At 28.7% G+C, this 23,370-nt stretch carries 20 protein-coding genes; 17 read left to right on the forward strand and 3 right to left on the reverse strand.

Annotated elements, in window-relative coordinates; genetic code table 11:
* Window positions 1–30 precede the first annotated feature (30 nt).
* The 3 genes from HMPREF0078_RS01655 to HMPREF0078_RS01665 are packed head-to-tail and all read right to left on the reverse strand — an operon-like array spanning window position 31 to window position 3,645.
* Entirely contained in the window at window positions 31–1,215 is a 1,185-nt protein-coding gene (locus HMPREF0078_RS01655) for a GspE/PulE family protein (RefSeq protein ID WP_004838357.1), read from the reverse strand.
* Complete coding sequence (locus HMPREF0078_RS01660) at window positions 1,215–2,744, reverse strand: YifB family Mg chelatase-like AAA ATPase (RefSeq protein WP_004838358.1); 1,530 nt, start codon at window positions 2,742–2,744, stop codon at window positions 1,215–1,217. The genes HMPREF0078_RS01655 and HMPREF0078_RS01660 overlap by 1 nt, the downstream gene beginning before the upstream one ends.
* Before the next feature lies 1 nt (window position 2,745).
* Window positions 2,746–3,645 carry an RluA family pseudouridine synthase gene (locus HMPREF0078_RS01665; RefSeq protein ID WP_004838359.1) on the reverse strand — a complete coding sequence of 300 codons (900 nt, stop codon included), beginning with the start codon at window positions 3,643–3,645 and terminating at the stop codon, window positions 2,746–2,748.
* Between the two features lie 138 nt (window positions 3,646–3,783).
* Between HMPREF0078_RS01665 and HMPREF0078_RS01670 the strand changes: the two genes are divergently transcribed.
* The 17 genes from HMPREF0078_RS01670 to HMPREF0078_RS01750 all read left to right on the forward strand — a co-directional run bounded on the left by HMPREF0078_RS01670 (window position 3,784) and on the right by HMPREF0078_RS01750 (window position 23,283).
* Window positions 3,784–4,488 carry an isoprenyl transferase gene (locus HMPREF0078_RS01670; protein WP_004838360.1) on the forward strand — a complete coding sequence of 235 codons (705 nt, stop codon included), beginning with the start codon at window positions 3,784–3,786 and terminating at the stop codon, window positions 4,486–4,488.
* Window positions 4,475–5,251, forward strand: coding sequence for a phosphatidate cytidylyltransferase (locus HMPREF0078_RS01675; RefSeq protein ID WP_004838361.1), 777 nt, complete (start codon window positions 4,475–4,477; stop codon window positions 5,249–5,251). Before HMPREF0078_RS01670 ends, HMPREF0078_RS01675 begins: the two co-directional genes overlap by 14 nt.
* A 12-nt stretch (window positions 5,252–5,263) precedes the next feature.
* The gene (locus HMPREF0078_RS01680) at window positions 5,264–6,277 is read left to right on the forward strand and encodes a M50 family metallopeptidase (RefSeq protein WP_004838362.1); all 1,014 of its coding nucleotides are present in this window, start codon (window positions 5,264–5,266) and stop codon (window positions 6,275–6,277) included.
* Window positions 6,278–6,288: 11 nt separating this feature from the next.
* Complete coding sequence (ispG, locus tag HMPREF0078_RS01685) at window positions 6,289–7,347, forward strand: flavodoxin-dependent (E)-4-hydroxy-3-methylbut-2-enyl-diphosphate synthase (RefSeq protein ID WP_004838363.1); 1,059 nt, start codon at window positions 6,289–6,291, stop codon at window positions 7,345–7,347.
* Entirely contained in the window at window positions 7,328–11,524 is a 4,197-nt protein-coding gene (locus HMPREF0078_RS01690) for a PolC-type DNA polymerase III (protein WP_004838364.1), read from the forward strand. Before ispG ends, HMPREF0078_RS01690 begins: the two co-directional genes overlap by 20 nt.
* Window positions 11,525–11,739: 215 nt before the next feature.
* Complete coding sequence (locus HMPREF0078_RS01695; protein ID WP_004838366.1) at window positions 11,740–12,642, forward strand: DMT family transporter; 903 nt, start codon at window positions 11,740–11,742, stop codon at window positions 12,640–12,642.
* Between the two features lie 173 nt (window positions 12,643–12,815).
* On the forward strand, window positions 12,816–13,256 hold the full coding sequence (locus HMPREF0078_RS01700; protein ID WP_039920377.1) for a ribosome maturation factor RimP: 441 nt from the start codon (window positions 12,816–12,818) through the stop codon (window positions 13,254–13,256).
* A gap of 8 nt (window positions 13,257–13,264) precedes the next feature.
* Complete coding sequence (gene nusA / locus HMPREF0078_RS01705; protein ID WP_004838370.1) at window positions 13,265–14,512, forward strand: transcription termination factor NusA; 1,248 nt, start codon at window positions 13,265–13,267, stop codon at window positions 14,510–14,512.
* 24 nt (window positions 14,513–14,536) lie between these two features.
* Window positions 14,537–14,794 carry an RNase P modulator RnpM gene (rnpM, locus tag HMPREF0078_RS01710; protein ID WP_004838372.1) on the forward strand — a complete coding sequence of 86 codons (258 nt, stop codon included), beginning with the start codon at window positions 14,537–14,539 and terminating at the stop codon, window positions 14,792–14,794.
* Between the two features lie 13 nt (window positions 14,795–14,807).
* Window positions 14,808–16,928: a translation initiation factor IF-2 gene (gene infB / locus HMPREF0078_RS01715; protein WP_004838373.1), complete on the forward strand. Its 2,121-nt coding sequence runs from the start codon at window positions 14,808–14,810 to the stop codon at window positions 16,926–16,928.
* 1 nt (window position 16,929) lies between these two features.
* Window positions 16,930–17,313, forward strand: a complete 384-nt coding sequence (rbfA, locus tag HMPREF0078_RS01720) for a 30S ribosome-binding factor RbfA (RefSeq protein WP_004838374.1) — start codon at window positions 16,930–16,932, stop codon at window positions 17,311–17,313.
* Complete coding sequence (locus HMPREF0078_RS01725; RefSeq protein ID WP_039920378.1) at window positions 17,291–18,271, forward strand: DHH family phosphoesterase; 981 nt, start codon at window positions 17,291–17,293, stop codon at window positions 18,269–18,271. Before rbfA ends, HMPREF0078_RS01725 begins: the two co-directional genes overlap by 23 nt.
* Window positions 18,264–19,148: a tRNA pseudouridine(55) synthase TruB gene (gene truB, locus HMPREF0078_RS01730; protein WP_004838376.1), complete on the forward strand. Its 885-nt coding sequence runs from the start codon at window positions 18,264–18,266 to the stop codon at window positions 19,146–19,148. The genes HMPREF0078_RS01725 and truB overlap by 8 nt, the downstream gene beginning before the upstream one ends.
* The gene (locus HMPREF0078_RS01735; RefSeq protein WP_004838377.1) at window positions 19,138–20,079 is read left to right on the forward strand and encodes a bifunctional riboflavin kinase/FAD synthetase; all 942 of its coding nucleotides are present in this window, start codon (window positions 19,138–19,140) and stop codon (window positions 20,077–20,079) included. The genes truB and HMPREF0078_RS01735 overlap by 11 nt, the downstream gene beginning before the upstream one ends.
* Window positions 20,080–20,182: 103 nt before the next feature.
* Window positions 20,183–20,698: a YbaK/EbsC family protein gene (locus tag HMPREF0078_RS01740; protein ID WP_004838378.1), complete on the forward strand. Its 516-nt coding sequence runs from the start codon at window positions 20,183–20,185 to the stop codon at window positions 20,696–20,698.
* A 161-nt stretch (window positions 20,699–20,859) separates the two neighbouring features.
* Complete coding sequence (gene rpsO, locus HMPREF0078_RS01745; protein ID WP_004838379.1) at window positions 20,860–21,126, forward strand: 30S ribosomal protein S15; 267 nt, start codon at window positions 20,860–20,862, stop codon at window positions 21,124–21,126.
* Between the two features lie 48 nt (window positions 21,127–21,174).
* Entirely contained in the window at window positions 21,175–23,283 is a 2,109-nt protein-coding gene (locus HMPREF0078_RS01750; protein ID WP_004838380.1) for a polyribonucleotide nucleotidyltransferase, read from the forward strand.
* Window positions 23,284–23,370 lie beyond the last annotated feature (87 nt).

The raw sequence follows: 23,370 nt of genomic DNA on the forward strand, positions 1-23,370 counted from the left end.
GCTTTGTGTTCTAAAATAATTTTAAAAATTTTAATTAAAATAATAAATTGAATCTAAAATTTCTTCAAAGCTTGTAACTCCATCTAGAACTTTTTTAATTCCATTGTAGGTCATAGACTTAAAATTTTTTTCTTTATTTAAAATATCTAAATCATTTTTGTTAAAATTTTTATTTTCAAAAAATAATTTTTTATAAGCCTCATCAAAATCTACAATTTCTTCAACAGCTTCTCTTCCTAGGTAGCCATCGTGGCATTTATCGCAAGATGATGCTTCATAAATATAAGTATTTTCATCTATATCAAAATAATTTTTTACAAAATCATATTCTTTTTTGGAAATTTTTCTTTTTTTCTTGCAAGAGCAAAGTTTTCTAACAAGTCTTTGGCTTGCAAGAGTATTTACAGATTGTTTTATTAGATAATCTTCAACGCCCAAATCACGAAGTCTATTTATTGAGGCAAAACTATTATTTGTGTGAAGAGTTGTTAAAACTAAATGTCCAGTTATGGCAGCCCTTACTGCCATTTTTGCAGTTTCTTTATCCCTAATTTCTCCAAGCATAATAATATCTGGATCTTGCCTTAAAATTGACCTGAGAGCATTTTGAAAAGTCAAACCGATTTTTTCATTGATTGAAATTTGATTAATTCCCAAAATATTTATTTCAACTGGATTTTCAATGCTAATAATATTTCTTTTTTCATCATTTAATTTATTTAACAAAGAATAAAGGGAAGTAGATTTTCCTGAACCAGTTGGTCCAGAAAAAATTATCATGCCTGATTTATTTTTAATCGCATTTTCCAAAATTTTTTTTGAATCATCAGAAAATCCTAATAAATTTTGAGATTTTTTAAAATTTTCAATCGATAAAATTCTTAGAACTAATTTTTCTCCGACTATAGTATTTAAAGTTGAAATTCTAAAATCAATTTCTGGGAATTTTTCTAATTTTAAATAACCGTCTTGAGGTCTTCTTTTTTCTGAAATATCTAATTTGGAAGATAATTTAATTCTAGTTAAAAGTTTAATATAAGAAGGATAGTCCATCTCACTTATTATCCTAAGTTTTCCGTCTATTCTAAATCTTATTCTTGAAAATTTTTCATCCATTGGCTCAATGTGTATATCACTTGCATTTAATTTTAAAGCTTTTTCTACAAGCTCATTTATATACAAATCTATATTTGAATTTATCAAATCATTATCCATCACATGCTCCAATATTTGTCATCCAAAGACCTATATCTTACAGCTTCAAGGAGATGCTTTGCTTCAATTTTTTCGCTACCATCTAGATCTGCAATCGTCCTACTCATTTTTATAATTTTATTGTAAGATCTTACAGAAAAATTATATTTTTCAAAAGCTTTTTGTCCGATTTCCTTTACATTTTTATCAAGTTTTATATATTTTTTCATAAGTCTTGTAGAAAGAGCTCCATTTGTTGAAATTTTTTCATTTTCATATCTTTTTATTTGAATTTCTCTTGCCCTTTGAACTTCATCTTTCATTTGTTTTGAAGATTTTGTTTTGATATTGTCATCCAAATCTTTGTACTTTACAGGTTTTATTTCTATGTGAATATCAATCCTATCAAGAATTGGAGAAGATAATTTTGACAAATATCTTCTTATTTCATTTTGAGTACAAGTACATTCTTTTAAAGGGTTTCCAAAATTTCCACAAGGACATGGATTCATGGCAGCAATCAAAATAAAATCTGCTGGATATTTGATACTTGCCATTGATCTTGAAATATTTATTTCCTTATTTTCCAAAGGCTCTCTCAAAGCTTCTATGGTTTTTTTGGAAAATTCTGGAAATTCATCTAAAAATAAAACTCCCTTGTGGGCGAGAGTTATTTCTCCTGCTTTTGGAATATTTGCTCCTCCTCCAATCAAAGAAACTTCACTTGCTGAATGGTGGGGAGATCTAAATGGTCTATTATTTATCAATTTTCCGCTTTCAAGAAGTCCCATCACTGAATAAATTTTTGTAACTTCAATTTTTTCTTCAAAATCCATATCTGGTAAAATTGATGGTAAATGTTTGGCAGAAAAAGTTTTTCCACTTCCAGGTGGTCCAATCATCAATAAATTATGGCCGCCAGCTGCTGCAATTTGTAGGGCCCTTTTTAATGAATCTTGTCCCTTTATATCAGAAAAATCAAAAGGATATGTAATTTTTTCATTTGTATTTGATAATTTTATTTTATAGGGAGATTTTTTTGTATTTTCGTTAAGGTATGAAACTAATTCTTCTAAATTTAAAAATGGAAAAATATTGCAATCTTTTATTATTGCACATTCGTCCTTATTTTCATTTGAAATTATAAAATTTTTAAAGCCTTTTTCTCTCATAGAAATTACCATGGCAAGAGCGCCTTTTATAGGAACAATTCTCCCATCAAGAGAAAGCTCTCCTATAAAAATAAAATCATCTTTTGAATTTTCGATCACTCCCATACTTTTTAAAAGAGAAATTGCAATTGGCAAATCTAGTTGAGTTCCTTCTTTTTTTATATCTGCTGGAGATAAATTTATGGTAATTCTTCCTTGGGGAAATTTAAAACCAGAATTTATAAGAGCAACCCTAATTCTGTCTTTGGATTCTTTTATAGATGAATCGGGAAGACCGACAATATTAAAAGCTGGCATTCCACTAGTTATATCAGATTCAACTTCAATTGCCTTTCCATCAAGTCCCAAAAGACTTACTGTATTTGTTTTTGAATACATTTTATTCTCCTAAACCCAAAATTTTTTGATATTTTTTAAAATCTTCGTGACAATCAGCACAAAATTCTTTGTAAATTCCATTTTTATCAGTAAATCCTAATTTGTGGCAATGAAGTAATTGATGGTCTAAATTAAATTTGTGTTTAACATTTCCATAAACAGGATCGCCCAAGAGCGGATGATTGATATAGGTCATGTGAACTCTGATTTGATGAGTCCTTCCGGTTAAAATTTTAATTTTTACCAAGGAATATCCATTATTTTCTGAAATAACTTCATATTTGCTAATAGCATCACGACCAGAATTTGTAACTGCCATTTTTCTGCGATTATTTGGATCACGATCCATAAAGGTGTGGATTGTTCCAGATTTTTTTTGAAAAATCCCATTGCAAATTGCCAAATATTCCTTGTCAATTTTTCTTGTTTCAAAAAGATTTTTCAAATATTTGTAAGATGAATTATTTTTTGCAATAACCATAAGACCTGTTGTATCCTTATCAAGTCTGTGAACAATTCCTGGTCTATCATCGCCACCAATGTGAGATAAATTATCGTAGCCAAAATAATCCAAAAGCCCATTAACCAAAGTTCCACTTACAATTGAACCTGCTGGATGGACAATTACATTTTCATCCTTATCAATAATTGCGTAGTCTTCATTTTCATAAAGAATTTTTAAATTCATTTTTTCAGCTTCGATTTTTTCTTTTTCAAATAATTTGTCAGAAATTTCTATTTCATCTTCTAATAATAATTTGTATGAAGGTTTTATTTTTTTATTATTTATTTTTATTTTTTCGTCTTTGATAAAATCTTTTACCTTTTCTCTTGGAATTTCTTCAAAAAGATCAGAAAGATATTTATCAATTCTAATTTCTTTATTTGCTTTAATTTTCATAATTAAATTATAGCATTATGAAAAAATATATACAAAATCCTAATTTATTTACAAAGAAAAAAATCATTTTAGCTTTTTATATTTAAGAATAATTCTTATGGTATAATCATATAGAGATAAAATTAGAAAGAAGGGTGTATGAAAGAGAAAGAACTTAATCATCTTGCCATTATTCTTGATGGAAATGGTAGGTGGGCTAAAAAAAGAAATTTGCCAAGATCTATGGGCCACAAGGAAGGTTCTGAAAATGTTGTGGATATTGCGCTCTATGCTAAAGAAAAAGGAATAAAATATCTAACTCTTTATGCTTTTTCTACAGAAAATTGGAAAAGACCACAAGTAGAAGTCAATTATTTAATGAAATTATTGGCAAAATTTATAAAAGATAAGACAAAATTACTCATGGAAAATGAAGTAAAATTAAATATTATTGGAGATATATCAAAACTTCCAGAAAAAACTATAAAAGCTTGCCTTGATGTTTGTGAGCTTACAAAAAATAATGACAAGCTCGTTTTAAATATGGCTATAAATTATGGGGGTAGAATGGAAATTGTAAAAGCCTTCAAAGATATGGCAAAAGATGGGATAGATTTTGAAAATATAAATGAGGAAGATATTTCAAATTATTTATATACAGCAAATATGCCAGATCCTGATCTTTTGATTAGAACAGGTGGAGATCTTAGGATTTCTAATTTTTTAATTTATCAAATGGCCTACACAGAATATTATTTTACAGATATTTTGTGGCCAGATTTTTCAAAAAATGATTTGGATGTGGCAGTTGATTCATATTTTGGAAGAGATAGAAGGTACGGTGGATTAAATGAACTTAGCTAAAAGATTATTTGGTGGAGGAATAATTCTTTTTATATTAATTGCAATTACTTATCTTGGTGGAATTTATTTTGCAATTGGTTTTGGGATTTTTTCGTGTATTGCTGTAAAAGAATTGGTAAATGCACTAAAAAATTTGTCATACAATGTTCCTTTAAAATTTGCTATGGTAATAAATTTATTTTTTGTTATAAATGCCTTTAGCAATCATCAAAATTTATTTATGTTTGGTTTTACATCTATACTCATAGCAATTTTTGTATATATGATTTTTAATAAAAAATATAGGATGGAAGATTTTTTTGCACTTTTATTTGTAGTAACCTATGTTTCTATTTTTATGTCAAGTGCGATAAGAATTAATAATAAAATATATCTTTATATGCTTTATATAATTGCTTGGGGCTCAGATACTTTTGCTTATCTTACAGGCTCAACTATTGGAAAGCACAAAATCAAATCATTAGAATCTATTTCTCCTCACAAAACAATAGAGGGATTTATTGGTGGAATTTGTGGAGCTGTGATTTTAAATTTGATTTATGTAAATTATGTAAAGCTTGACAAAAATATATTATTAGTAATTATTTTTACAATAATTGCTGCATTTTTGTCAGAAACTGGAGATTTAGTAGCATCGTTTATAAAAAGAAAATGTAAAATAAAAGATTATGGAAATTTAATTCCAGGTCATGGAGGTATTTTGGATAGATTTGATTCAATCTTATTTATAAGCCCTTGCCTTTATTTATTTACATTAATATAAGTTAGGAGAAAAATGAAATCAGTTATTATATCGATTATAATGTTCTTATTTTTGATTTTGATTCATGAATTTGGACATTTTATTATAGCAAAAAAAAGTGGAATTAGGGTTAATGAATTTGCCATAGGCATGGGCCCTAAAATTTTTTCAAAACAAAAAGGAGAAACTCTTTATTCTGTAAATCTTTTTCCAATTGGTGGATATTGCGCTATGGAAGGAGAAGATAGCGAAAGTGATGATGAAAGATCATTTGACAAGGCGCCAGCCTACAAAAGATTTTTTACAATTCTTGCAGGGCCTTTGACAAATTTGATTTTTGCAGGATTAATATTTGCTTTTGTATCTTTTAATACAGGAACTGCGTCAACAAGCATTGGAAATTTTACAAAAAATTCGCCAATAGAAGCTCAAGGCTTTAAAGTCGATGACGAAATTGTAGAAATTGACGGAAATAAAATAAATAATTTTAATGATATTTCAAAAAATTTAGAAAATTATTATCAAAAACATGGGAAAAATGACAAAATATCATTAAAAGTAAAAAGAGATAATAAATATATAGAAAAAAATGTCAAAGTAAAATTTGAAAACAAAAGACCTCTTCTTGGTTTTATTCCAAAAAATAAAGACGTAGGATTTTTTGAATCAATTAAAATTGGTTTTAAAGAAGTAGGGTCTATGATTGTTTTGATGATAAATGTTCTTAAAAGTTTATTTACAGGAAAATTAGGATTTTCTGCTTTGTCAGGGCCTGTTGGTGTTGTAAAAGAAATGGGAAGACAAGCAAATCTTGGAATTATGAATTTATTATTCTTTTTGGGATATATAAGTGTAAATTTGGGATTTTTTAATTTGCTTCCAATACCAGCTCTTGATGGGTCAAAAATATTTACTTCCTTATTTGAAATGATTACAAAAAAGACAGTAAATAAAAAAATTGAAGAAAAATTTACAATTGGAGGATTTGTTCTCTTGTTAGGACTAATTCTTTTGGTTACGATTAAGGATTTAATTAGCTTATTTTAAAGGAGTAAAAATTGAAAAAAACTAGAAAAGTTTATGTAGGAGATGTTGCCATAGGAGGAGGATCTCCTATTTCTATCCAATCAATGACAACAAAAGAAACGAAAAATATTGAAGAAGTCGTAAAACAGATTAATGATTTTGAAAAGGCAGGTTGTGATATTTCAAGATCTGCTATAAATTCTCTTGAAGATGCAAGGGCAATTTCTGAAATAAAAAAAAGAACCAATCTTCCATTTGTGGCAGACATACAATTTGATTATAAACTAGCTCTTGCGGCTGTCGAAAACGGCTGTGATTGTCTAAGAATAAATCCAGGAAATATTGGGGGAAGTGACAAGGTAAAAATTTTAGTTGAAAAATGTAAGGAAAAAAATATTCCTATAAGAATTGGTGTAAATTCTGGATCAGTTCATAAAGATATGATTGAAAAATATAAGGGAGTAAATGTTGATAGTCTTGTTTATTCTGCCCTTGATGAAGTAAAAGTTTTAGAAGAGTTAGATTTTTATGACATAGTTATTTCTATAAAATCATCAGATGTAAATACAATGATTGATGTAAATAGAAAAATTTCCTCTCTTTGCGATTACCCACTTCATTTGGGAGTTACAGAAGCAGGTCCTCTTTATCAAGCTTTGGTTAAATCATCAATTGGAATGGGCTCACTTTTAAAAGATGGAATTGGAGATACAATTAGGGTTTCAATAACTGGAGATCCAATTCAAGAAGTAAAGGCTGGAAAAACAATTTTAAAATCTCTAGGACTTAGACGAGATGGAGTTGATTTGGTTTCTTGCCCAACTTGTTCAAGAACAAGCGTAAATTTAGATGAAATTGTAAACGAGGCAAGTGAAAGACTTGATAAATTAAATTTAAATTTAAAAGTTGCCATAATGGGTTGTCCTGTTAATGGACCAGGAGAGGCAAAAGAAGCAGATTATGGAATAGCTTGTGCAAAAGGCTATGGATTTTTATTTAAAAAAGGAATTACAATAAAAAAAGTAAAACAAGAAGAAATAGTTGACAGTTTGATTAAAGAAATTTTGAAAGATGAAAAAAATGAAAATTAATCTAAAATCTATTATAGAAATTGACAAAGATTATTATATAAACAAGGCGATTTATTCAAAAAAATTAAATAAATTGAAATTAAATATTCTAGGAGAATATGATGAAAATATTGAAAAAAAACTTGAATCATATTTTTCTTATGTTAATTTGTCATTGCAATTTGAAAAGGAAAATAAAAAAGAAACAAATTCCATAGATGATTTTTATGAAAGCCAACCTCTTCCAGATTATTATGAAACAGGTTATGAAAATCCAGAAAATTTGGGCGAAAATATTGAAGAAAAAATTCAAGAAAGTAAAGAGGCTTCATTAAATAATAAAGATATATTTGATTTGCCAAAAATTGAAGAAGACAAGAAAGAATCTTCAAAAAGTCAAGAAGAAGAAAAAACATCAAGCCTTAGAGATTTGAAAAAAATCGAGCTTGAGAACATGATTGAAAATGCTAGAAATAATAAGAAAAATTCTGAAAAAAAAGAAGTAAAGCAAGAAGAAATTTTAAAATACGGCAGAAATATAAATGGAGATTTATTTAAAATTGAAGAAATTTATGACAAAAAAGGCATGAATCTTTCTATAAAGGGAGAAATATTTGGAATTGATATTTTTGAATCAAAAAGAGGAAACTTTATTTATTCTTTTGACCTTGAAGATGAATCTGATGCAATAGCTTGCAAGATGTTTGTCCAACCAAGAAATAAATCAAAACTTGAAAATTTAAAAGAAAAAATGATAGTTCAAGTTCAAGGCGTTTTAAACTATGATAGCTTTTCACATGAAGATGTTTTTACAGTAAATTCTATGGTGGAATGTGAAAAAAAAGAAAGACTTGATACTTATCCTAAAAAAAGAGTTGAGCTTGAAATTCATACGAAAATGACAAACCTTGATGGATTTGTTGATATGGATGAGCTAGCAAAAAAATTAAAAGCTTGGGGCCATAGCTCTTGTGGAATTACAGATACAGAAACCCTACAGGCTCTTCCAGATATGTATGACAAACTTGGAAAAAATGATATAAAAATGCTAGCAGGAGCAGAGCTTTTGTTGGTCGATAAAAATTTAAGGATTTTAACTAACAACTACAATAAAAAAATAAATGATATAAGCGATTTAAAAAATCAAAGATTTATTGTATTTGACTTGGAGACGACTGGACTTTCAAAATATATAGATAAAATCACAGAAATTGGTGCTGTAAAAATTGAAAATGGAGAAATAATTGAAGTTTTTAATGAGCTTGTAAATCCAGAAAAAATGATTCCTCAGAAGGTTGTAGAGCTTACAGGAATTACAAACGAAATGGTAATGGATAAGCCAAAAATTGATGAAGTTTTGCCGAAATTTTTAGAATTTTCAAAAGATTCATATTTTGTAGGACAAAATACAGATTTTGATATTGGTTTTATAAAAGAAGCCTGTGATAACTTATCTTACAAATTTGAGCCAATTTATTTGGATACTTTGCCAATGGCAAGAGCAGTTTTTCCAACTATGGGAAGATTTTCTCTAGATAAACTTGCAAAAAAATTAGGAGTAGGTCCTTTTAACCATCACAGAGCAAGCGATGATGCAATGACAACTGCCAAAATTTTTATTAAATTATTTGAAAAAATTAAGGATAAAAATAAAGACCTTAGTCTTGAAAAAATTAATTCAATAAAAACAAAATGGCCTTTGGCTCGTCACGAAAATTTCTCATCAATTATTTTTGCCAAAAATTATCATGGACTTAAAAATCTTTATAAAATAATTTCAGAATCTAGGATGAAATATTTTAATTTGGAGGCGAAAACGCCTTTTGATTTGGTAAAAGAAAATAAGGAAGGCTTGATAATAGGCTCTGGCGGCAAAGATGGTCTTTTGTTTAAGGCTATAAGAGATGGCTATGCAGAAGAAAAAATAGAAAAAATTTGCGGATTTTTTGATTTTTTCCAAATAGAGGCGATGGGAGTTTTTGCTGATGATTTGGAAAATGGAGCTATAAGAGATAAAAATCAAATTATTGAAATAAATAAAAAAATAATTGAGCTTGGAAAAAAATATAATAAATTGGTTGTTGCAACAGGCTCTGTAAGGTATATGGAAAAGAAAGATTATGTTCTTAGAAATATTCTTCACAAGGGACAATTTTTTCATTACAAGGAAAATAATCCCCTTTATTATTTAAAAACAACCAATGAAATGCTTGATGAATTTTATTATTTAGATGATCAAACAAAAATGGAAGTAGTAATTGATAATACAATTAAAATTGCTGATAGTTTGGAAAGAATTATGCCAATTCCTCACGAAACTTTTCCACCAAAAATTGAAGGCTCTGATAAAAAATTAAAAGATACAACTTATGAAAAAGCAATCTCGATTTATGGAGATCCTCTCCCTGATCTTGTAAAAACAAGACTTGATAAGGAACTTGATTCTATTATTTCAAATGGATATGCAGTTTTATATATAATTGCAAAAGAGCTTGTAGAAAAATCAAATGAGGATGGATATTTGGTTGGATCAAGAGGTTCTGTTGGTTCATCTTTTGCAGCAACCATGGCAAATATTACAGAAGTAAATCCGCTTGCTCCCCATTATGTTTGTCCATCATGCAAGCATTCAGAATTTATAACAGATGGTAGCGTTGGAGCTGGAATAGATTTGCCAGATAAAACTTGTCCAAAATGTGGAGCAGATATGAACAAAGACGGCCACGATATTCCTTTTGAAGTTTTCTTGGGATTTGAAGGAGATAAGGAGCCAGATATTGATTTGAATTTTGCTGGAGAATATCAACCAACTATTCACAAATATACTGAAGAATTATTCGGAGAAGGAAAAGTTTTTAGGGCAGGAACAATTGGTACAATAAAAGATAATACTGCTTTTGGTTATATCAAAAAATATATGGAAGATAATGACCTAAATCTTTCTAATGCACAAATTAGAAAATATCAAAGAGGACTTTTTGATGTAAAAAGAACAACAGGTCAACATCCAGGTGGTCTTATGATTGTACCAAATGATAAAAATATTTACGATTTTTCTCCTGTTCAATATCCAGCAGATGATGGAAAAGATGATATAAAAACAACTCATTTTACTTATAATATGATGCATGGAGTAATTTTAAAACTTGATTTATTGGGCCATGATGTTCCTACAATTATTAGAAGTCTTCAAGATTTAACAAATACAGATCCTTTGAAGCTTCAAATGGATGATGAAAATGTAATGAATATTTTCTCTTCAACAAAACCATTAAATATAAAATATGATTTTTCAAATAATGAAATAGGGACTTTGGGTATTCCAGAATTTGGAACTTCTTTTGTAAGAGGAATGTTAAAAGATACTTTTCCAACAAAATTTTCTGAAATGACAAGAATTTCTGGACTTTCTCACGGAACAGATGTGTGGTTAAATAATGCTCAAGATTTAGTTAAATCAAAAACGGCAGGATTTGACCAAATAATTTCAACTCGTGATGACATAATGAATTCTTTGATTAATCTTGGACTTGATAAGAAAAAATCTTTCCAAATAATGGAAAAAGTAAGAAAGGGAAAAACTTTATCAGAAGAAACTTTGGCTTATATGAAAGAAAATAATGTTCCAGATTGGTACATTGATTCATGTTTAAAAATAAAATATCTTTTCCCAAAAGCTCACGCAGTTGCTTATTGTTTGATGAGTTATAGGATTGCCTATTACAAGGTTTATTATCCAAAAGCTTTTTATGCGACATATTTTTCTACAAAATTAAATGATTTTCAATACTCAGTTATTGTAAATGGATTAAAATCAATCCAATATGCTTTAAATGAAATTAATCAATTAGAAAAACCAACGCAAAGAGAAAAAAATCTAAGATCATTGTTGGAAGTTGCTGAAGAGATGGCAGCAAGAGATATAAAAATTAAAAAAGCAGACTTATATAAGTCAGAAGCTGTTAAATTTATTTTGGATGATGACGGAGAAATTTTGCCTCCGCTTTCAGCAGTCGATGATGTTTCAGAAGCCATGGCAAAAGACATAGTTATTGAAAGAGAAAAAGCAAAATTTATTTCAATTGAAGATTTGAAAAAAAGAACTTCATTAAATAAAAATGCTTTGAATTCTTTAAAAAATTTGGATATAATTGATGGATTGCAAGAAGAAAATCAAATGTCTTTATTTGATTTATAAATTAAAACTCTAATAGAGATTAAATCTTTATTAGAGTTTTTTTATTATATTTTTTTAAATAACAATTTATGCATATATATAACAATAAAAATCAATTAATTATCAAAATTAAGCGACTTGTGTAGGATTTTTATTATTTTTATTAAAAAATCTTACAAAATTTAAAATTTTTGATATAATACAAGCAAGCGGAAAAAAATCTATTAGGAGTAAGTATGAAAAATAAACATAGGGGAGAATTACTTTTACTATTGACTTCCTTTATTTGGGGCTTTGCTTTTATTGCCCAAAAATTAGGAAGTGATTACATAGAACCATTTACCTTTAATTTTTTTAGAAATTTGACAGCTGGAATTTTTTTATTAGCTTATTCATTTTTTAAAAAAAATAAACCGAGAAAAAAAGTAGATAGTATTACAAAAACTGCAACAATCAGAGGTGGAATTGCCACAGGTCTTGTCATGGCAGTTGCAGTTAGCTTTCAACAAACTGGAGTTTATTTTACGACAAGTGGTAAGGCAGGTTTTATTACATCACTTTACGTTGTCATAGTTCCAATTTTTGCAATTTTTATGGGCAAAAAAGTTTCCAAAAAAACTGCAATTTCTATAATACTCGCTTTAGTTGGTTTATACTTATTAACTGTAAGAGTTGATGATGGATTTTCTATAAATAAGGGAGATATTTTAATTTTTGTTGGCTCCTTATTTTTTGCTTTTCATATTTTATTTATTGATAAATTTTCTATAAGAGCTGATAGTGTAAAAATGTCTATGATTCAATTTTTTGTAGCAAGTTTAGTATCTTTGCTTCTTATGATTTTATTTGAAAAACCAAATTTTGATTTATTAATGAAAGGCATGCTTGCTATTTTGTATTTGGGTATATTTTCATCAGGTTTGGGTTATACTCTCCAAATCGTTGCCCAAAAAGATACTGATCCTACAATTGCTAGTTTAATTTTATCCTTGGAATCAGTTTTTGCTGCATTTTTTGGATTTTTATTTTTGAAAGAAAGACCAGTAGATAGGGAAATTATTGGAGGAATAATTATGTTTATCGCAATAATTTTATCTCAAATTCCCGAACAAAAAATAAAAAAATTTTTAAAAAAGTAAAGTACAAATCTCTAGTTATTTAAAATAAAATGCTAGAGATTTTTAATTTTATATTTTTGTTAAATTTTATTTTGTTAAATTTATTTTAAAATTGAAAGTTAAGTCTTTTATAGTATAATAATTTTAAGCGAAGAGTGGACAAATCCACTCTTTTAATGTGTAAAGGGGAAGTTATGGATTTAATAAGCAAATTAAAAGAAAATTTAGAAAGTGATATTAATGGGCTTGGTTACGAGCTTGTGGATATTGAATTTGTAAATGAGGGTAAAAATAAAATATTAAGGTTTTTTATTTACAAAGATGGAGGAATCACAATTGATGATTGTGAAAAGACTTCTAATTTTTTAAGCGAAAGATTAGATGAAATTGACCTTATAAAATCTTTTTATTATTTGGAAGTATCTTCTCCTGATCTTTCAAGACCATTAAAGACTGACAGAGATCTTGAAAGAAACAAAGATGAGCTTTTAGAAATAAAGCTTAAAAATGGCGAGAAGTTTATAGGAAAAATTAAAGAAATAAAAGAAAATTCCTTAATTTTTACACTTGAAAATGAGCAAAAAGAAATTGAAAAGAGTGAAATTAAGACTATTAAAATTGAGATAGTCTTCTAGGGGGACAAATGAATAAAGAATTTATAATTGCCTTAGAGGAGCTTGAAAAAACTAAAAATGTTGACAAGAGAATAATCCTTGAAGCATTGGAAAAAGCTTTGGTAAAATCTTACCAAAAAAACTACGATAATAATGAAAATGTTGATGTAAGCATTGACGATGAAACTGGAGAAATCGAAGTATATTCTCTAAAAAATGTAGTTGAAGAAGTAAATGAACCAATAGCTGAAATTTCTAAGACAAAAGCAAAAGAAATTGATCCTAAACTTGATTTGGGCGATATTTGTAGGGTTAAAATTGCACCGAAAAATTTTGGAAGAGTTGCAGCTCAAACTGCAAGAAATATTGTAATCCAAAAAATTAGAGATGCCCAAAGAGATTCAGTTTATTCTGAATATTTGGATAGGGCAAATGAAATTATAACAGGCGTTGTACAAAGAGAAGATAAGTTTAATATCTACATAAATCTTGATAAAATTGAAGGAATTATTCCATTAAAAGAGCAAGTAGAAAATGAAACTTATACTCCAAACCAAAGAATAAAAGTTTTAATTAAAGAAGTAAAAAATACAACAAAAGAGCCACAAATTATTTTATCAAGAAAAGATAAGGCCTTGGTTGTAAGGTTATTTGAGCTTGAAGTTCCAGAAATTACAAATGGAATAATTGAAATTTATGGAATAGATAGAGAAGCAGGTTCAAGAACAAAAATTGCAGTTTTCTCAAATGATCCAGAAATTGATTCGATTGGAGCTTGTATTGGATTTAAAGGAAGTCGTGTAAACTCAATAGTAGAAGAATTACAAGGCGAAAAAATTGATATTATAAATTACGATAAAGATATAAAAGTATTTATAAAAAATTCCCTATCTCCAGCAGAAATTAACGAAGTTTATATAAACGATAAGAAAAAACAATCATTAGTAGTTGTAAGAGAAGATCAATTATCTCTTGCCATTGGAAAAGAAGGACAAAACGCAAGACTTGCAGCAAGACTTACGGGCTGGAAAATTGATATAAAAAGTCAAGAAGAATTCGACCAATTAAGCCAAGAAGAAATTGATGAAATACTTGGACTTAACGAACAAACAGACAAAGATTTAGAAAATATTGAAGAAAATTCAAAAGAAGATATTTTAGAAGATGAAAATGCACAACAAGGCGAAAATTTAGATATAGATAAAGAAAATATAGAAGATTTATCAAACGACCTTGACCAAATTATTAAAGAAGATATTGAAGAAAGTGATGAATAATAACTTATTAATAATGGTGAAAAAATGAAACAAAGAAAAATACCACAAAGAAAATGTATAGTTTGTGGAGAAAACAAAGACAAACACGAATTGATTAGGATAGTAAAAAACAAAGAAGAAGGAATTATCCTAGATCCTACTGGCAAAAAAAATGGTAGGGGAGCTTATATTTGTAAAAATGAAACTTGCATAAACGAAGCCAAGAAGAAAAGAAAATTAGAAAAAGTTTTTAAAACTGAAATTAGTGATGATCTTTATGAGGAGATAATTGCTATGAAATAAAAGAGGTGATTAGATGGCTAAAAAATTAAGAATTTATGAATTAGCAAAAGAACACAAAAAAAGTACGAAAGAAATGCTCAGTCTACTAAAAGACGAATTTGGACTAAAAATAAAATCCCACATGTCAGTTTTAAGTGGAGATGAACTTGCAATAGTTGAAGAATATTTTGGGGAAGATAAAAAAATAAAAGAAGAGAAAAAAGAAATAAAAGCAGAAAAAAAATCAGAAGAAAAATCTTTGGAAGATAAAAATTCAAAAAATAAAAAAGAAAAGAAGTCATCAAAGAAAAAAGAAAAAAAGAAAAACAAAAATAAAAAGCAAAATAAAAGATCAAAAAAATCAACCAAAAGAGAAGTAAAAGCAGAAAATAATGATGATGGAAATATTTATATTCCAGAATCAATTTCAGTAAAATCTTTTGCGGAAAAAATCGATGAAAATGCCAACCAAGTTATTATGAAACTTATGGGACTTGGAGTAATGGCTGGTTTAAATGATCAAATAGAATTTGAACAAGCAGAGCTTGTTGCTCTTGAATTTAATAAGGAAATTGCAAAAGAAGTTAAGCTTGATGAAATTGAAATTCAAGAAAAAGATTTAGATTTCGAAGATGACGAAAAAGATTTACAAACTCGTCCACCAGTAGTTTCAGTAATGGGACACGTTGATCACGGAAAAACTTCAATTCTAGACGCAATTAGAGATACACAATTTGCATCTGGAGAAGCTGGAGGAATTACTCAACACATTGGTGCTTCAACTGTAAAAATAAATGATAAAGAAATTGTATTTTTGGATACACCAGGCCACGAAGCTTTCACTCAAATGAGAATGAGAGGAGCTCAATCAACTGATATAGCAATTTTGGTTGTAGCTGGAGATGATGGAGTAATGCCACAAACAATTGAGGCGATTAATCACGCAAAAGCTGCAGAAATTCCAATAATTGTTGCGATAAATAAAATGGACAAAGAAGAAAGTGATCCAAATAGAGTAAAACAAGAACTTACAGAATATGGTTTAGTTTCAGAAGACTGGGGCGGAGATACAATCATGGTAGAAGTATCTGCAAGAACTGGCGATGGAATTAAAGATTTGTTGGAGATGGTTTTGCTTGTTGCAGAAATGAGAGAATTAAAAGCAAATCCTAACAGAGCTGCAGTTGGAATTATCATTGAAGCTCAACTTGATAAGGCAAGAGGTTCTGTAGCAACTGTTCTTGTTCAAAAAGGAACTCTTCACGACAAAGATTATGTAGTTACTGGTTCATCATCAGGAAGAATTAGAGCTATGTTTAATTCAAAAGGAGAGCCAATCTCAGAAGCAGGTCCATCAATGCCAGCCCAAATTTTAGGACTAAGCGATGTGGCAGAAGCAGGAGATAAAATTTTTGCTGTAGAAGATGAAAAAACTGCAAGAGCTTATGCAGATCGTGCAAAAGAGCAAAAAAGAGAAGAAAGACTAATTCAAAAATCTAATACAAACCTTGAAGATATGTACGAAGGCATCGAAGATGGAGAATTAAAAGAATTAAATATTATAGTAAAAACTGATGTAAAAGGAACAGTAGATGCAGTTTCAAGTTCATTTTCAAAACTTTCAAACGAAGAAGTTTTTGTAAATGTAATTGCAGGAGCTGTTGGAGGAATTTCAGAATCAGATGTTCTTCTTGCTCAAGCATCAAATGCTATAATTATTGGATTTAATGTTCGTCCAACTCAAGGTGCTCTTCAAATGGCAGAAGAAAATAATATAGAAATAAGAACTTATTCTGTAATTTATGAAGCGATAGAAGATGTAGAAAAAGCTCTAAAAGGAATGCTTGATCCAGAATTTGAAGAAAAAGTTTTAGGTCGTGCAAAAGTTCAAGAAACTTTCAAAATTCCAAATGCAGGAATGGTTGCAGGTGTTCTTGTAACAAGTGGTTCAATTCCAAGAAGAGCAAAAATAAGATTATTAAGGGACAATGTTGTTATCTTTGATGGAGAAATTGAATCTATGAAAAGATTTAAAGATGATGCCAAAGAATTAAATAATGGCTACGAAGGTGGAATTGGCCTTGAAAAATTCAACGACATCAAAGAAGGCGACGAGCTTGAAGCCTACGAAATGATAGAAAAAGAAAGAGAATAGAATGGATAAAAGAAGAACCTTAAAAATATCTTCACAAATGCAAAAAGAATTATCAAAAATTTTGGCAGAAGATATTAATGATCCAAGATTATCAGATAATGTAATAGTTTCTATAACTGAAGTAGAAGTTACAAATGACTTATCCTATGCTGATATTTTTGTTTCAGTTTTGGGAGATGAAAACAAAAAAGAATCTGTAATAGAAGCTCTCGATCAAGCAAAAGGATATATGAAAAAATTAATTGGCGAGAGAATGAGATTAAGATCTATGCCAGAATTTAGGTTTAAATATGACAATTCTATCGAACATGGCGTGTATATGGATAAGCTAATTGCTGAAACCATAAAAAGGGATGAAAAAAATGCCAAAAATCGAGAAGATTAGCCAAAAAGAATTAGAAAATTTTAAAAAATTTATTGATGAGGCTGACACAATTGCAATTTCAGCCCACATAAATCCTGATGGAGATGCCCTAGGATCAGCTCTTGGTCTTAGGAAATCTCTTGAGCTTTATGGAAAAAAATCTGATGTTATAAAAATTAGTGAAGTGGATGATTATTTAAATTTTTTACCACAAATTGATTTTTATAAAAATCCAAGTCTTGAAGAATACGATTTATTTATTATTGTAGATTGTTCAGAATTTGATAGGATTGATAAGGCAATAGAAATTTGTAAAAAATCTAAAAAAGTTCTTGTAATTGACCATCATGAAGGTGGCTCTATCAAAACAGATTTAAATATAATTCATTCAGATTCTCCTGCAAGTTGTGAGCTTGTTTATGAAATTATAAAAAGATTAAAGCTTCCAATTGATAAAGAAATAGCTACACTTTTGTATGCTGGCTTGGTTACGGATACTGGTAGATTTTTATATTCAAATATAAGTGAATTAACTTTTTATACTGCAGCAGATTTGTATAAAATCGGAGCAGATTTTGAAATGATTTATAAAAATCTCTACCAAAATAAAGAAATTTCAAAATTACAATTTGAAAATCATCTTTTAAACAAGGTAGAATTTAAAAAGCCTTATGCCCTTGTTGGGGTAAGCAAAAAAACTTGTAAGGATTTTGGAGTACAAATGGGCGATAGTGAATCGGTTGTAAATATGCTTAGAGATTTAAAAGGAATTGAAGTAGCTTGTCTTGTAAAAGAATATGGAGAAAATGAATTTAAAATTTCTTTAAGGAGCAAAGATTATCTTGATGTTTCTAAAATTGCAAGAGATAATGGTGGCGGTGGTCACGTTAGAGCTTCTGGATTTACAATAAATACAGATTCAATGGATAAGGCTTTAAATATAATGAAAAAAATTTTAGAAGAGGCAATAAATGACTAGCGGAATTTTGTTAATTGATAAAAGTACAGGAATGTCATCAGGAAAATGTGTATATCAAGCAAGAAAAAAACTAGGCATAAAAAAAATAGGCCATGCAGGAACTCTTGATCCTCTTGCAACTGGCCTTTTGCCACTTTTAATTAACAAAGCAACAAGAGTTTCAGATTTTTTAATGGATGAGGTTAAAATCTATGAGACTCTTGCATTTTTTGGGCAAAAAACAGATACCCAAGATATTACAGGAAAAATTTTAGAAAAATCTTCAAAAACTTTTGAAAAAAAAGATTTGGAAAAGGCAATAAAAGAAAATTTTTTAGGAGAAATTTTTCAAACTCCTCCCATGTATTCAGCTTTAAAACAAAATGGCAAAAAATTATATGAGCTTGCAAGAGAAGGAAAAATTGTAGAAAGAAAACAAAGAAGAATTAAAGTTTATGATTTTGAAATTTTAGATTTTGATTTTCCTTATGCAAGATTTAAAATAACTTGTTCAAAAGGAACTTATATAAGAAGTCTTGTAAATGATTTGGGAGAAGTTTTAAAATCATTTGCCACAGTAAAAGAGCTTAGAAGGCTTAAAGTTGGAAATTTTGATGTAAAAGATGCCATAAAAATTGAAGATTTTGAAAAAAAAGATCTTGATGAGCTTATAAAAAAGCTTATTCCAATTGATGATGCCCTAAATCAATATGAAAAAATAATTTTGGATAAGTCTTATTACAAACAAGCTACAAATGGAATGACTATGAAAGTTGATCTTGAAAAAAATTTTGATGGACTTATTAGAGTTTATGTTAAAGATTTATTTATTGGGCTTGGAGAATATAAAAATAAAAACAAGACTTTGAAGTTAAAGAAGGTGTTTTATGAAGGATAATATAAAAATATTTGACTTGGATTTTAATGAATTTGACTTATCGCCAAAGGCAGTAAGCCTTGGAAATTTTGATGGGGTCCACAAGGGTCATCAAAAACTTATGAAAGAAAATATAAAAATTTCAAAATCAAAAAATCTTACCCCATCTGTATTATTATTTAAAGAAAACACCAAAAATATCCTAAATGGAGAAAGAGAATATCTTACAAGTCTTGAAGATAAAATAGAAATTTTGAAAAATTTGGGCATAGAATGTTTTTGCCTTTTGGAATTTTCAGACAAATTTAAAGATCTATCTCCTTACGAATTTATTGAAGAAATTTTATATAAAAAATTAAATACCAAATATGTAATAGTTGGAGATAATTATAGGTTTGGAAAAATGGCAAAAGGAGATATAAAAACTTTAAAAAAGTATGAGGAAGATTTTGCCTACAAAACAAAAGTAGTAGATTTTGAGCTTGATGATGGAAAAATTATAAATTCCACAGACATAAGACAAATGGTAAGAGAAGGAAAAATTGAAAAAGCCAACAAAGACTTGGGACATCCTTTTAAAATGCAAGGAAAAGTTATAAAAGGCGCCCAAAGAGGAAGACTTTTAAATTTCCCAACAGCAAATCTAAAGCCCTCATTTAAATATGTTACAGCAAAATCTGGAGTTTATTTTACCAGAGTAAATATAGACAGGGATTTTTATTATGCCCTTACAGATATAGGAACAAATCCAACCTTTGAAAATAAAAAAATGAAAATTGAAACTTATATAATGGATTTTTCCAAAGATATATATGGGAAAAATATAAGCATAGAATTTTTAGAATATCTAAGACCTGATTATAAATTTAATTCTCCTGAAGAATTAATCGGACAAATGGAAAAAGATAAAAAAACAGGAAGAAATTTAATAGAAAAATATAGAAAAGAGTAGGAAACTGCTCTTTTTTTGTGCTCAAATTTATTTTTAATCCTATTGGGTATTTATAATATAGAATTTAAAATTGTAATTTGAAAATTTTAAAAAGGAGATTATTATGAGTAGTTCAAAAAAAGTATTTGATAGACTTAATAAATTAAATATAAAATATGATATGGTAGAACATCCTCCAGCTGAAACTACAGAAGAAGCTGACAAATATATTGAAGGAAAAAAAGGGGCAAGGACAAAAAATCTTTTTTTGGCTAATAGAAAAAATAGAAGGTATTATTTGATAGTTATGGATGATAAAAAAATGATTAGCTTAAAAGATTATAATAAATTATTAAATGAAAAGGGAATGCACTTTCTTGATCCGAAAAAAGTTTATGAAATAATGGAGCAAGAAGTAGGAATTATATCAGTTTTTGGTTTGATGAATACAAATGAAAATATAAAAGTGTTCTTTGATAAAGATATGATAGAAGAAAATGACCTTATGACCTTCCATCCAGACGATAACACTAAAACTCTTTTTATAAAAAACGAAGATATTTTCAAATTAGTAAAAGACTCTGGATATGATTATGAAATTTTTGATTTTAAAGCAGTAATTAATGAATTAGATTTTTAAAAAATTGGGATTAATTTTATTTTTAAATAAATAATATTAATATGCAATTTTTTCTTTGCAAAAATAAAGATATTTGGTATAATATCAAAGATACCTTAACTATGGACTAAGTTTCCTCGGACTATTTCATGGTTATGGCGAATAAATTTTAGGAGGATTTTATGTTAAATAAAGATCAAAAAACAGAAATTATTAAACAATTTCAAAAAGACGAAAAAGATACTGGTTCACCAGAAGTTCAAATTGCTATTCTTACTCAAAGAATCAAAGAACTTACTGAACATTTAAAAGCAAACAAAAAAGACCACTCATCAAGAAGAGGACTTTTCAAAATGATTAGACGTAGAAAAGGACTTTTAAATTACTTAATGGAAAATGATATTGAAAGATATCGTGAAGTTATTGAAAAACTTGGTTTAAGAAAATAGTTAAATATGACGGGACTTATCCCGTCTTTTTTGTAGTTAGGAGAAAAAATGGAAAAAACTTATGAATATAAGTCACAAAATGGTTCAGATCTTTCTATAACAATCGGAAAGGTTGCTGAGCAAACTAATGGCGAATGTTTAATTAGAACAGGCGATACAATTTTATTAGTTACTGCTGTTGCAAGTGACAAGCCAAGAGAGGGAATTGATTTTTTCCCACTTATTTGTGATTATCAAGAAAAACTTTATGCAGTTGGAAAAATTCCTGGCGGATTTATAAAAAGAGAAGGCAAGGCATCAGATAAGGCTATTTTGATTTCTCGTCAAATGGATAGACCTTTAAGACCTTTGTTTCCAGAAAATTTTTACAATGATGTACAAGTAATTGCTACACCATTTTCTGTAGATGAAGATAATGAACCGGATTGTATGACAACAATCGGTGCATCTATTGCTCTTGGAATTTCTGATATTCCTTTTTATGGACCAGTTGCTGCTGTTTCTGTTGGATATGTTGATGGAAAATTTATTGTAAATCCAAATAAAGACGAGAGAGAAATATCATCTCTTGATTTAACAGTTGCAGGTACTGCTGATGCAATTAACATGGTTGAAGCTGGTGCAAATGAATTATCAGAAGATGAAATGCTTGAAGCTATGATGGTAGCTCATGCAGAAATAAAAGAAATTTGTGGATTTATACAAACAATTATTGATGATATTGGCAAGGAAAAAATGGAAGTTGCAGAAGTTGTTGAAACTGAACTTCAAAGAAAAATAAAAGATAAATACACAGAAGATATAAAAAATTCTATAAGAACAACTGATAAGGTTCAAAGAGAAAATGATATTAATACAATTGAAGAAAAATGTAAAGAAGATTTCTTAGAGGAATTTCCAGAAAGTGAAGATGAAATTCACAAAACTGTAGATTCAATTATGAAAAAAGAAGTTAGAAGAATGATTTCAATTGATAAAATAAGACCTGATGGACGTAAGATGGATGAAATTCGTCCTTTATCAGCTGAGGCTGGACTTTTGCCAAGAGCTCACGGTTCTGGATTATTCCAAAGAGGTCAAACTCAAGTTTTATCAGTTCTAACATTAGGCTCTCCTGGGGAAGAACAAGTAATTGATTCAATGAACAGAGAAGAAATTACAAAAAGATATATTCATCAATATAATTTCCCACCATTTTGCGTTGGAGATATTAGACCACTAAGAGGACCTGGAAGACGTGAAGTTGGACATGGACATTTGGCTGAGAGAGCTTTAATTCCAGTTTTGCCTGATACAAATGATTTTCCTTACACAATAAGAGTAGTAAGTGAAGTTTTATCATCAAACGGTTCATCATCACAAGCTTCAATTTGTGGTTCAACTTTATCACTAATGGATGCAGGAGTTCCAATTAAAAAACCTGTTGCAGGAATTGCTATGGGCTTAATCAAAGAAGAAAATTCAATTTCAATTCTTACAGACATTCAAGGACTTGAAGATCATCTTGGAGATATGGACTTTAAAGTTGCTGGAACAAAAGATGGAATTACTGCTCTTCAAATGGATATGAAAATTTCTGGAATAAATAAAGAAGTTTTACAAGAAGCCTTGGCTGATGCTCATAAGGCAAGACTTGAAATTCTTGATGTAATAACATCAGCAATTGACAAGCCAAGAGAAGACTTATCAAAATATGCTCCAAGAATTTTTTCAATAGATATTGATCCAGAAAAAGTTAGGGATGTAATTGGCTCTGGTGGAAAAACAATCAACAAAATAATTGATGCAACTGGTGTAAAAATTGAAACTGAAGACGATGGACACATAACAGTTGCAAGCAATGATGGAGAAAGCGGAAAAAAAGCTATCCAAATGATTAAATCAATTGTAACTGATCCAAAAGCTGGCGATATTTATGAAGGCGAAGTAAAAAGAATAATGAACTTTGGTGCCTTTGTAGAAATTGCAATTGGCAAAGAAGGACTTTTACACATATCTCAAATTGATACAAAAAGAACTGAAAAAGTTGAAGATGTTTTAAAAATAGGAGATAAGGTAAGGGTAAAAGTTACAGAAATTGATAGGCAAGGAAGAATCAATCTTTCAAGAAAAGCCCTATTAATTGAAGAAGAAAAAAAACAATCTAAAGAAGACTAAGTCTTAAAAGATTTTATAAACTAACTACAAAAAATTATGGTTAAAATGAATTAATTATTTTTCTTGTGCGAAAATTTTTAATTCATT

The organism is Anaerococcus vaginalis ATCC 51170, from assembly GCF_000163295.1.
GTDB lineage: Bacteria > Bacillota > Clostridia > Tissierellales > Peptoniphilaceae > Anaerococcus > Anaerococcus vaginalis.

Coding starts and splice junctions, on each gene's coding strand:
- HMPREF0078_RS01655 (WP_004838357.1), bottom strand. CDS start 1,215: ATGGATAATGATTTGATAAATTCAAATATAGATTTGTATATAAATGAG.
- HMPREF0078_RS01660 (WP_004838358.1), bottom strand. CDS start 2,744: ATGTATTCAAAAACAAATACAGTAAGTCTTTTGGGACTTGATGGAAAG.
- HMPREF0078_RS01665 (WP_004838359.1), bottom strand. CDS start 3,645: ATGAAAATTAAAGCAAATAAAGAAATTAGAATTGATAAATATCTTTCT.
- HMPREF0078_RS01670 (WP_004838360.1), top strand. CDS start 3,784: ATGAAAGAGAAAGAACTTAATCATCTTGCCATTATTCTTGATGGAAAT.
- HMPREF0078_RS01675 (WP_004838361.1), top strand. CDS start 4,475: ATGAACTTAGCTAAAAGATTATTTGGTGGAGGAATAATTCTTTTTATA.
- HMPREF0078_RS01680 (WP_004838362.1), top strand. CDS start 5,264: ATGAAATCAGTTATTATATCGATTATAATGTTCTTATTTTTGATTTTG.
- HMPREF0078_RS01690 (WP_004838364.1), top strand. CDS start 7,328: ATGAAAAAAATGAAAATTAATCTAAAATCTATTATAGAAATTGACAAA.
- HMPREF0078_RS01695 (WP_004838366.1), top strand. CDS start 11,740: ATGAAAAATAAACATAGGGGAGAATTACTTTTACTATTGACTTCCTTT.
- HMPREF0078_RS01700 (WP_039920377.1), top strand. CDS start 12,816: ATGGATTTAATAAGCAAATTAAAAGAAAATTTAGAAAGTGATATTAAT.
- nusA (WP_004838370.1), top strand. CDS start 13,265: ATGAATAAAGAATTTATAATTGCCTTAGAGGAGCTTGAAAAAACTAAA.
- rnpM (WP_004838372.1), top strand. CDS start 14,537: ATGAAACAAAGAAAAATACCACAAAGAAAATGTATAGTTTGTGGAGAA.
- infB (WP_004838373.1), top strand. CDS start 14,808: ATGGCTAAAAAATTAAGAATTTATGAATTAGCAAAAGAACACAAAAAA.
- rbfA (WP_004838374.1), top strand. CDS start 16,930: ATGGATAAAAGAAGAACCTTAAAAATATCTTCACAAATGCAAAAAGAA.
- HMPREF0078_RS01725 (WP_039920378.1), top strand. CDS start 17,291: ATGCCAAAAATCGAGAAGATTAGCCAAAAAGAATTAGAAAATTTTAAA.
- truB (WP_004838376.1), top strand. CDS start 18,264: ATGACTAGCGGAATTTTGTTAATTGATAAAAGTACAGGAATGTCATCA.
- HMPREF0078_RS01735 (WP_004838377.1), top strand. CDS start 19,138: ATGAAGGATAATATAAAAATATTTGACTTGGATTTTAATGAATTTGAC.
- HMPREF0078_RS01740 (WP_004838378.1), top strand. CDS start 20,183: ATGAGTAGTTCAAAAAAAGTATTTGATAGACTTAATAAATTAAATATA.
- rpsO (WP_004838379.1), top strand. CDS start 20,860: ATGTTAAATAAAGATCAAAAAACAGAAATTATTAAACAATTTCAAAAA.
- HMPREF0078_RS01750 (WP_004838380.1), top strand. CDS start 21,175: ATGGAAAAAACTTATGAATATAAGTCACAAAATGGTTCAGATCTTTCT.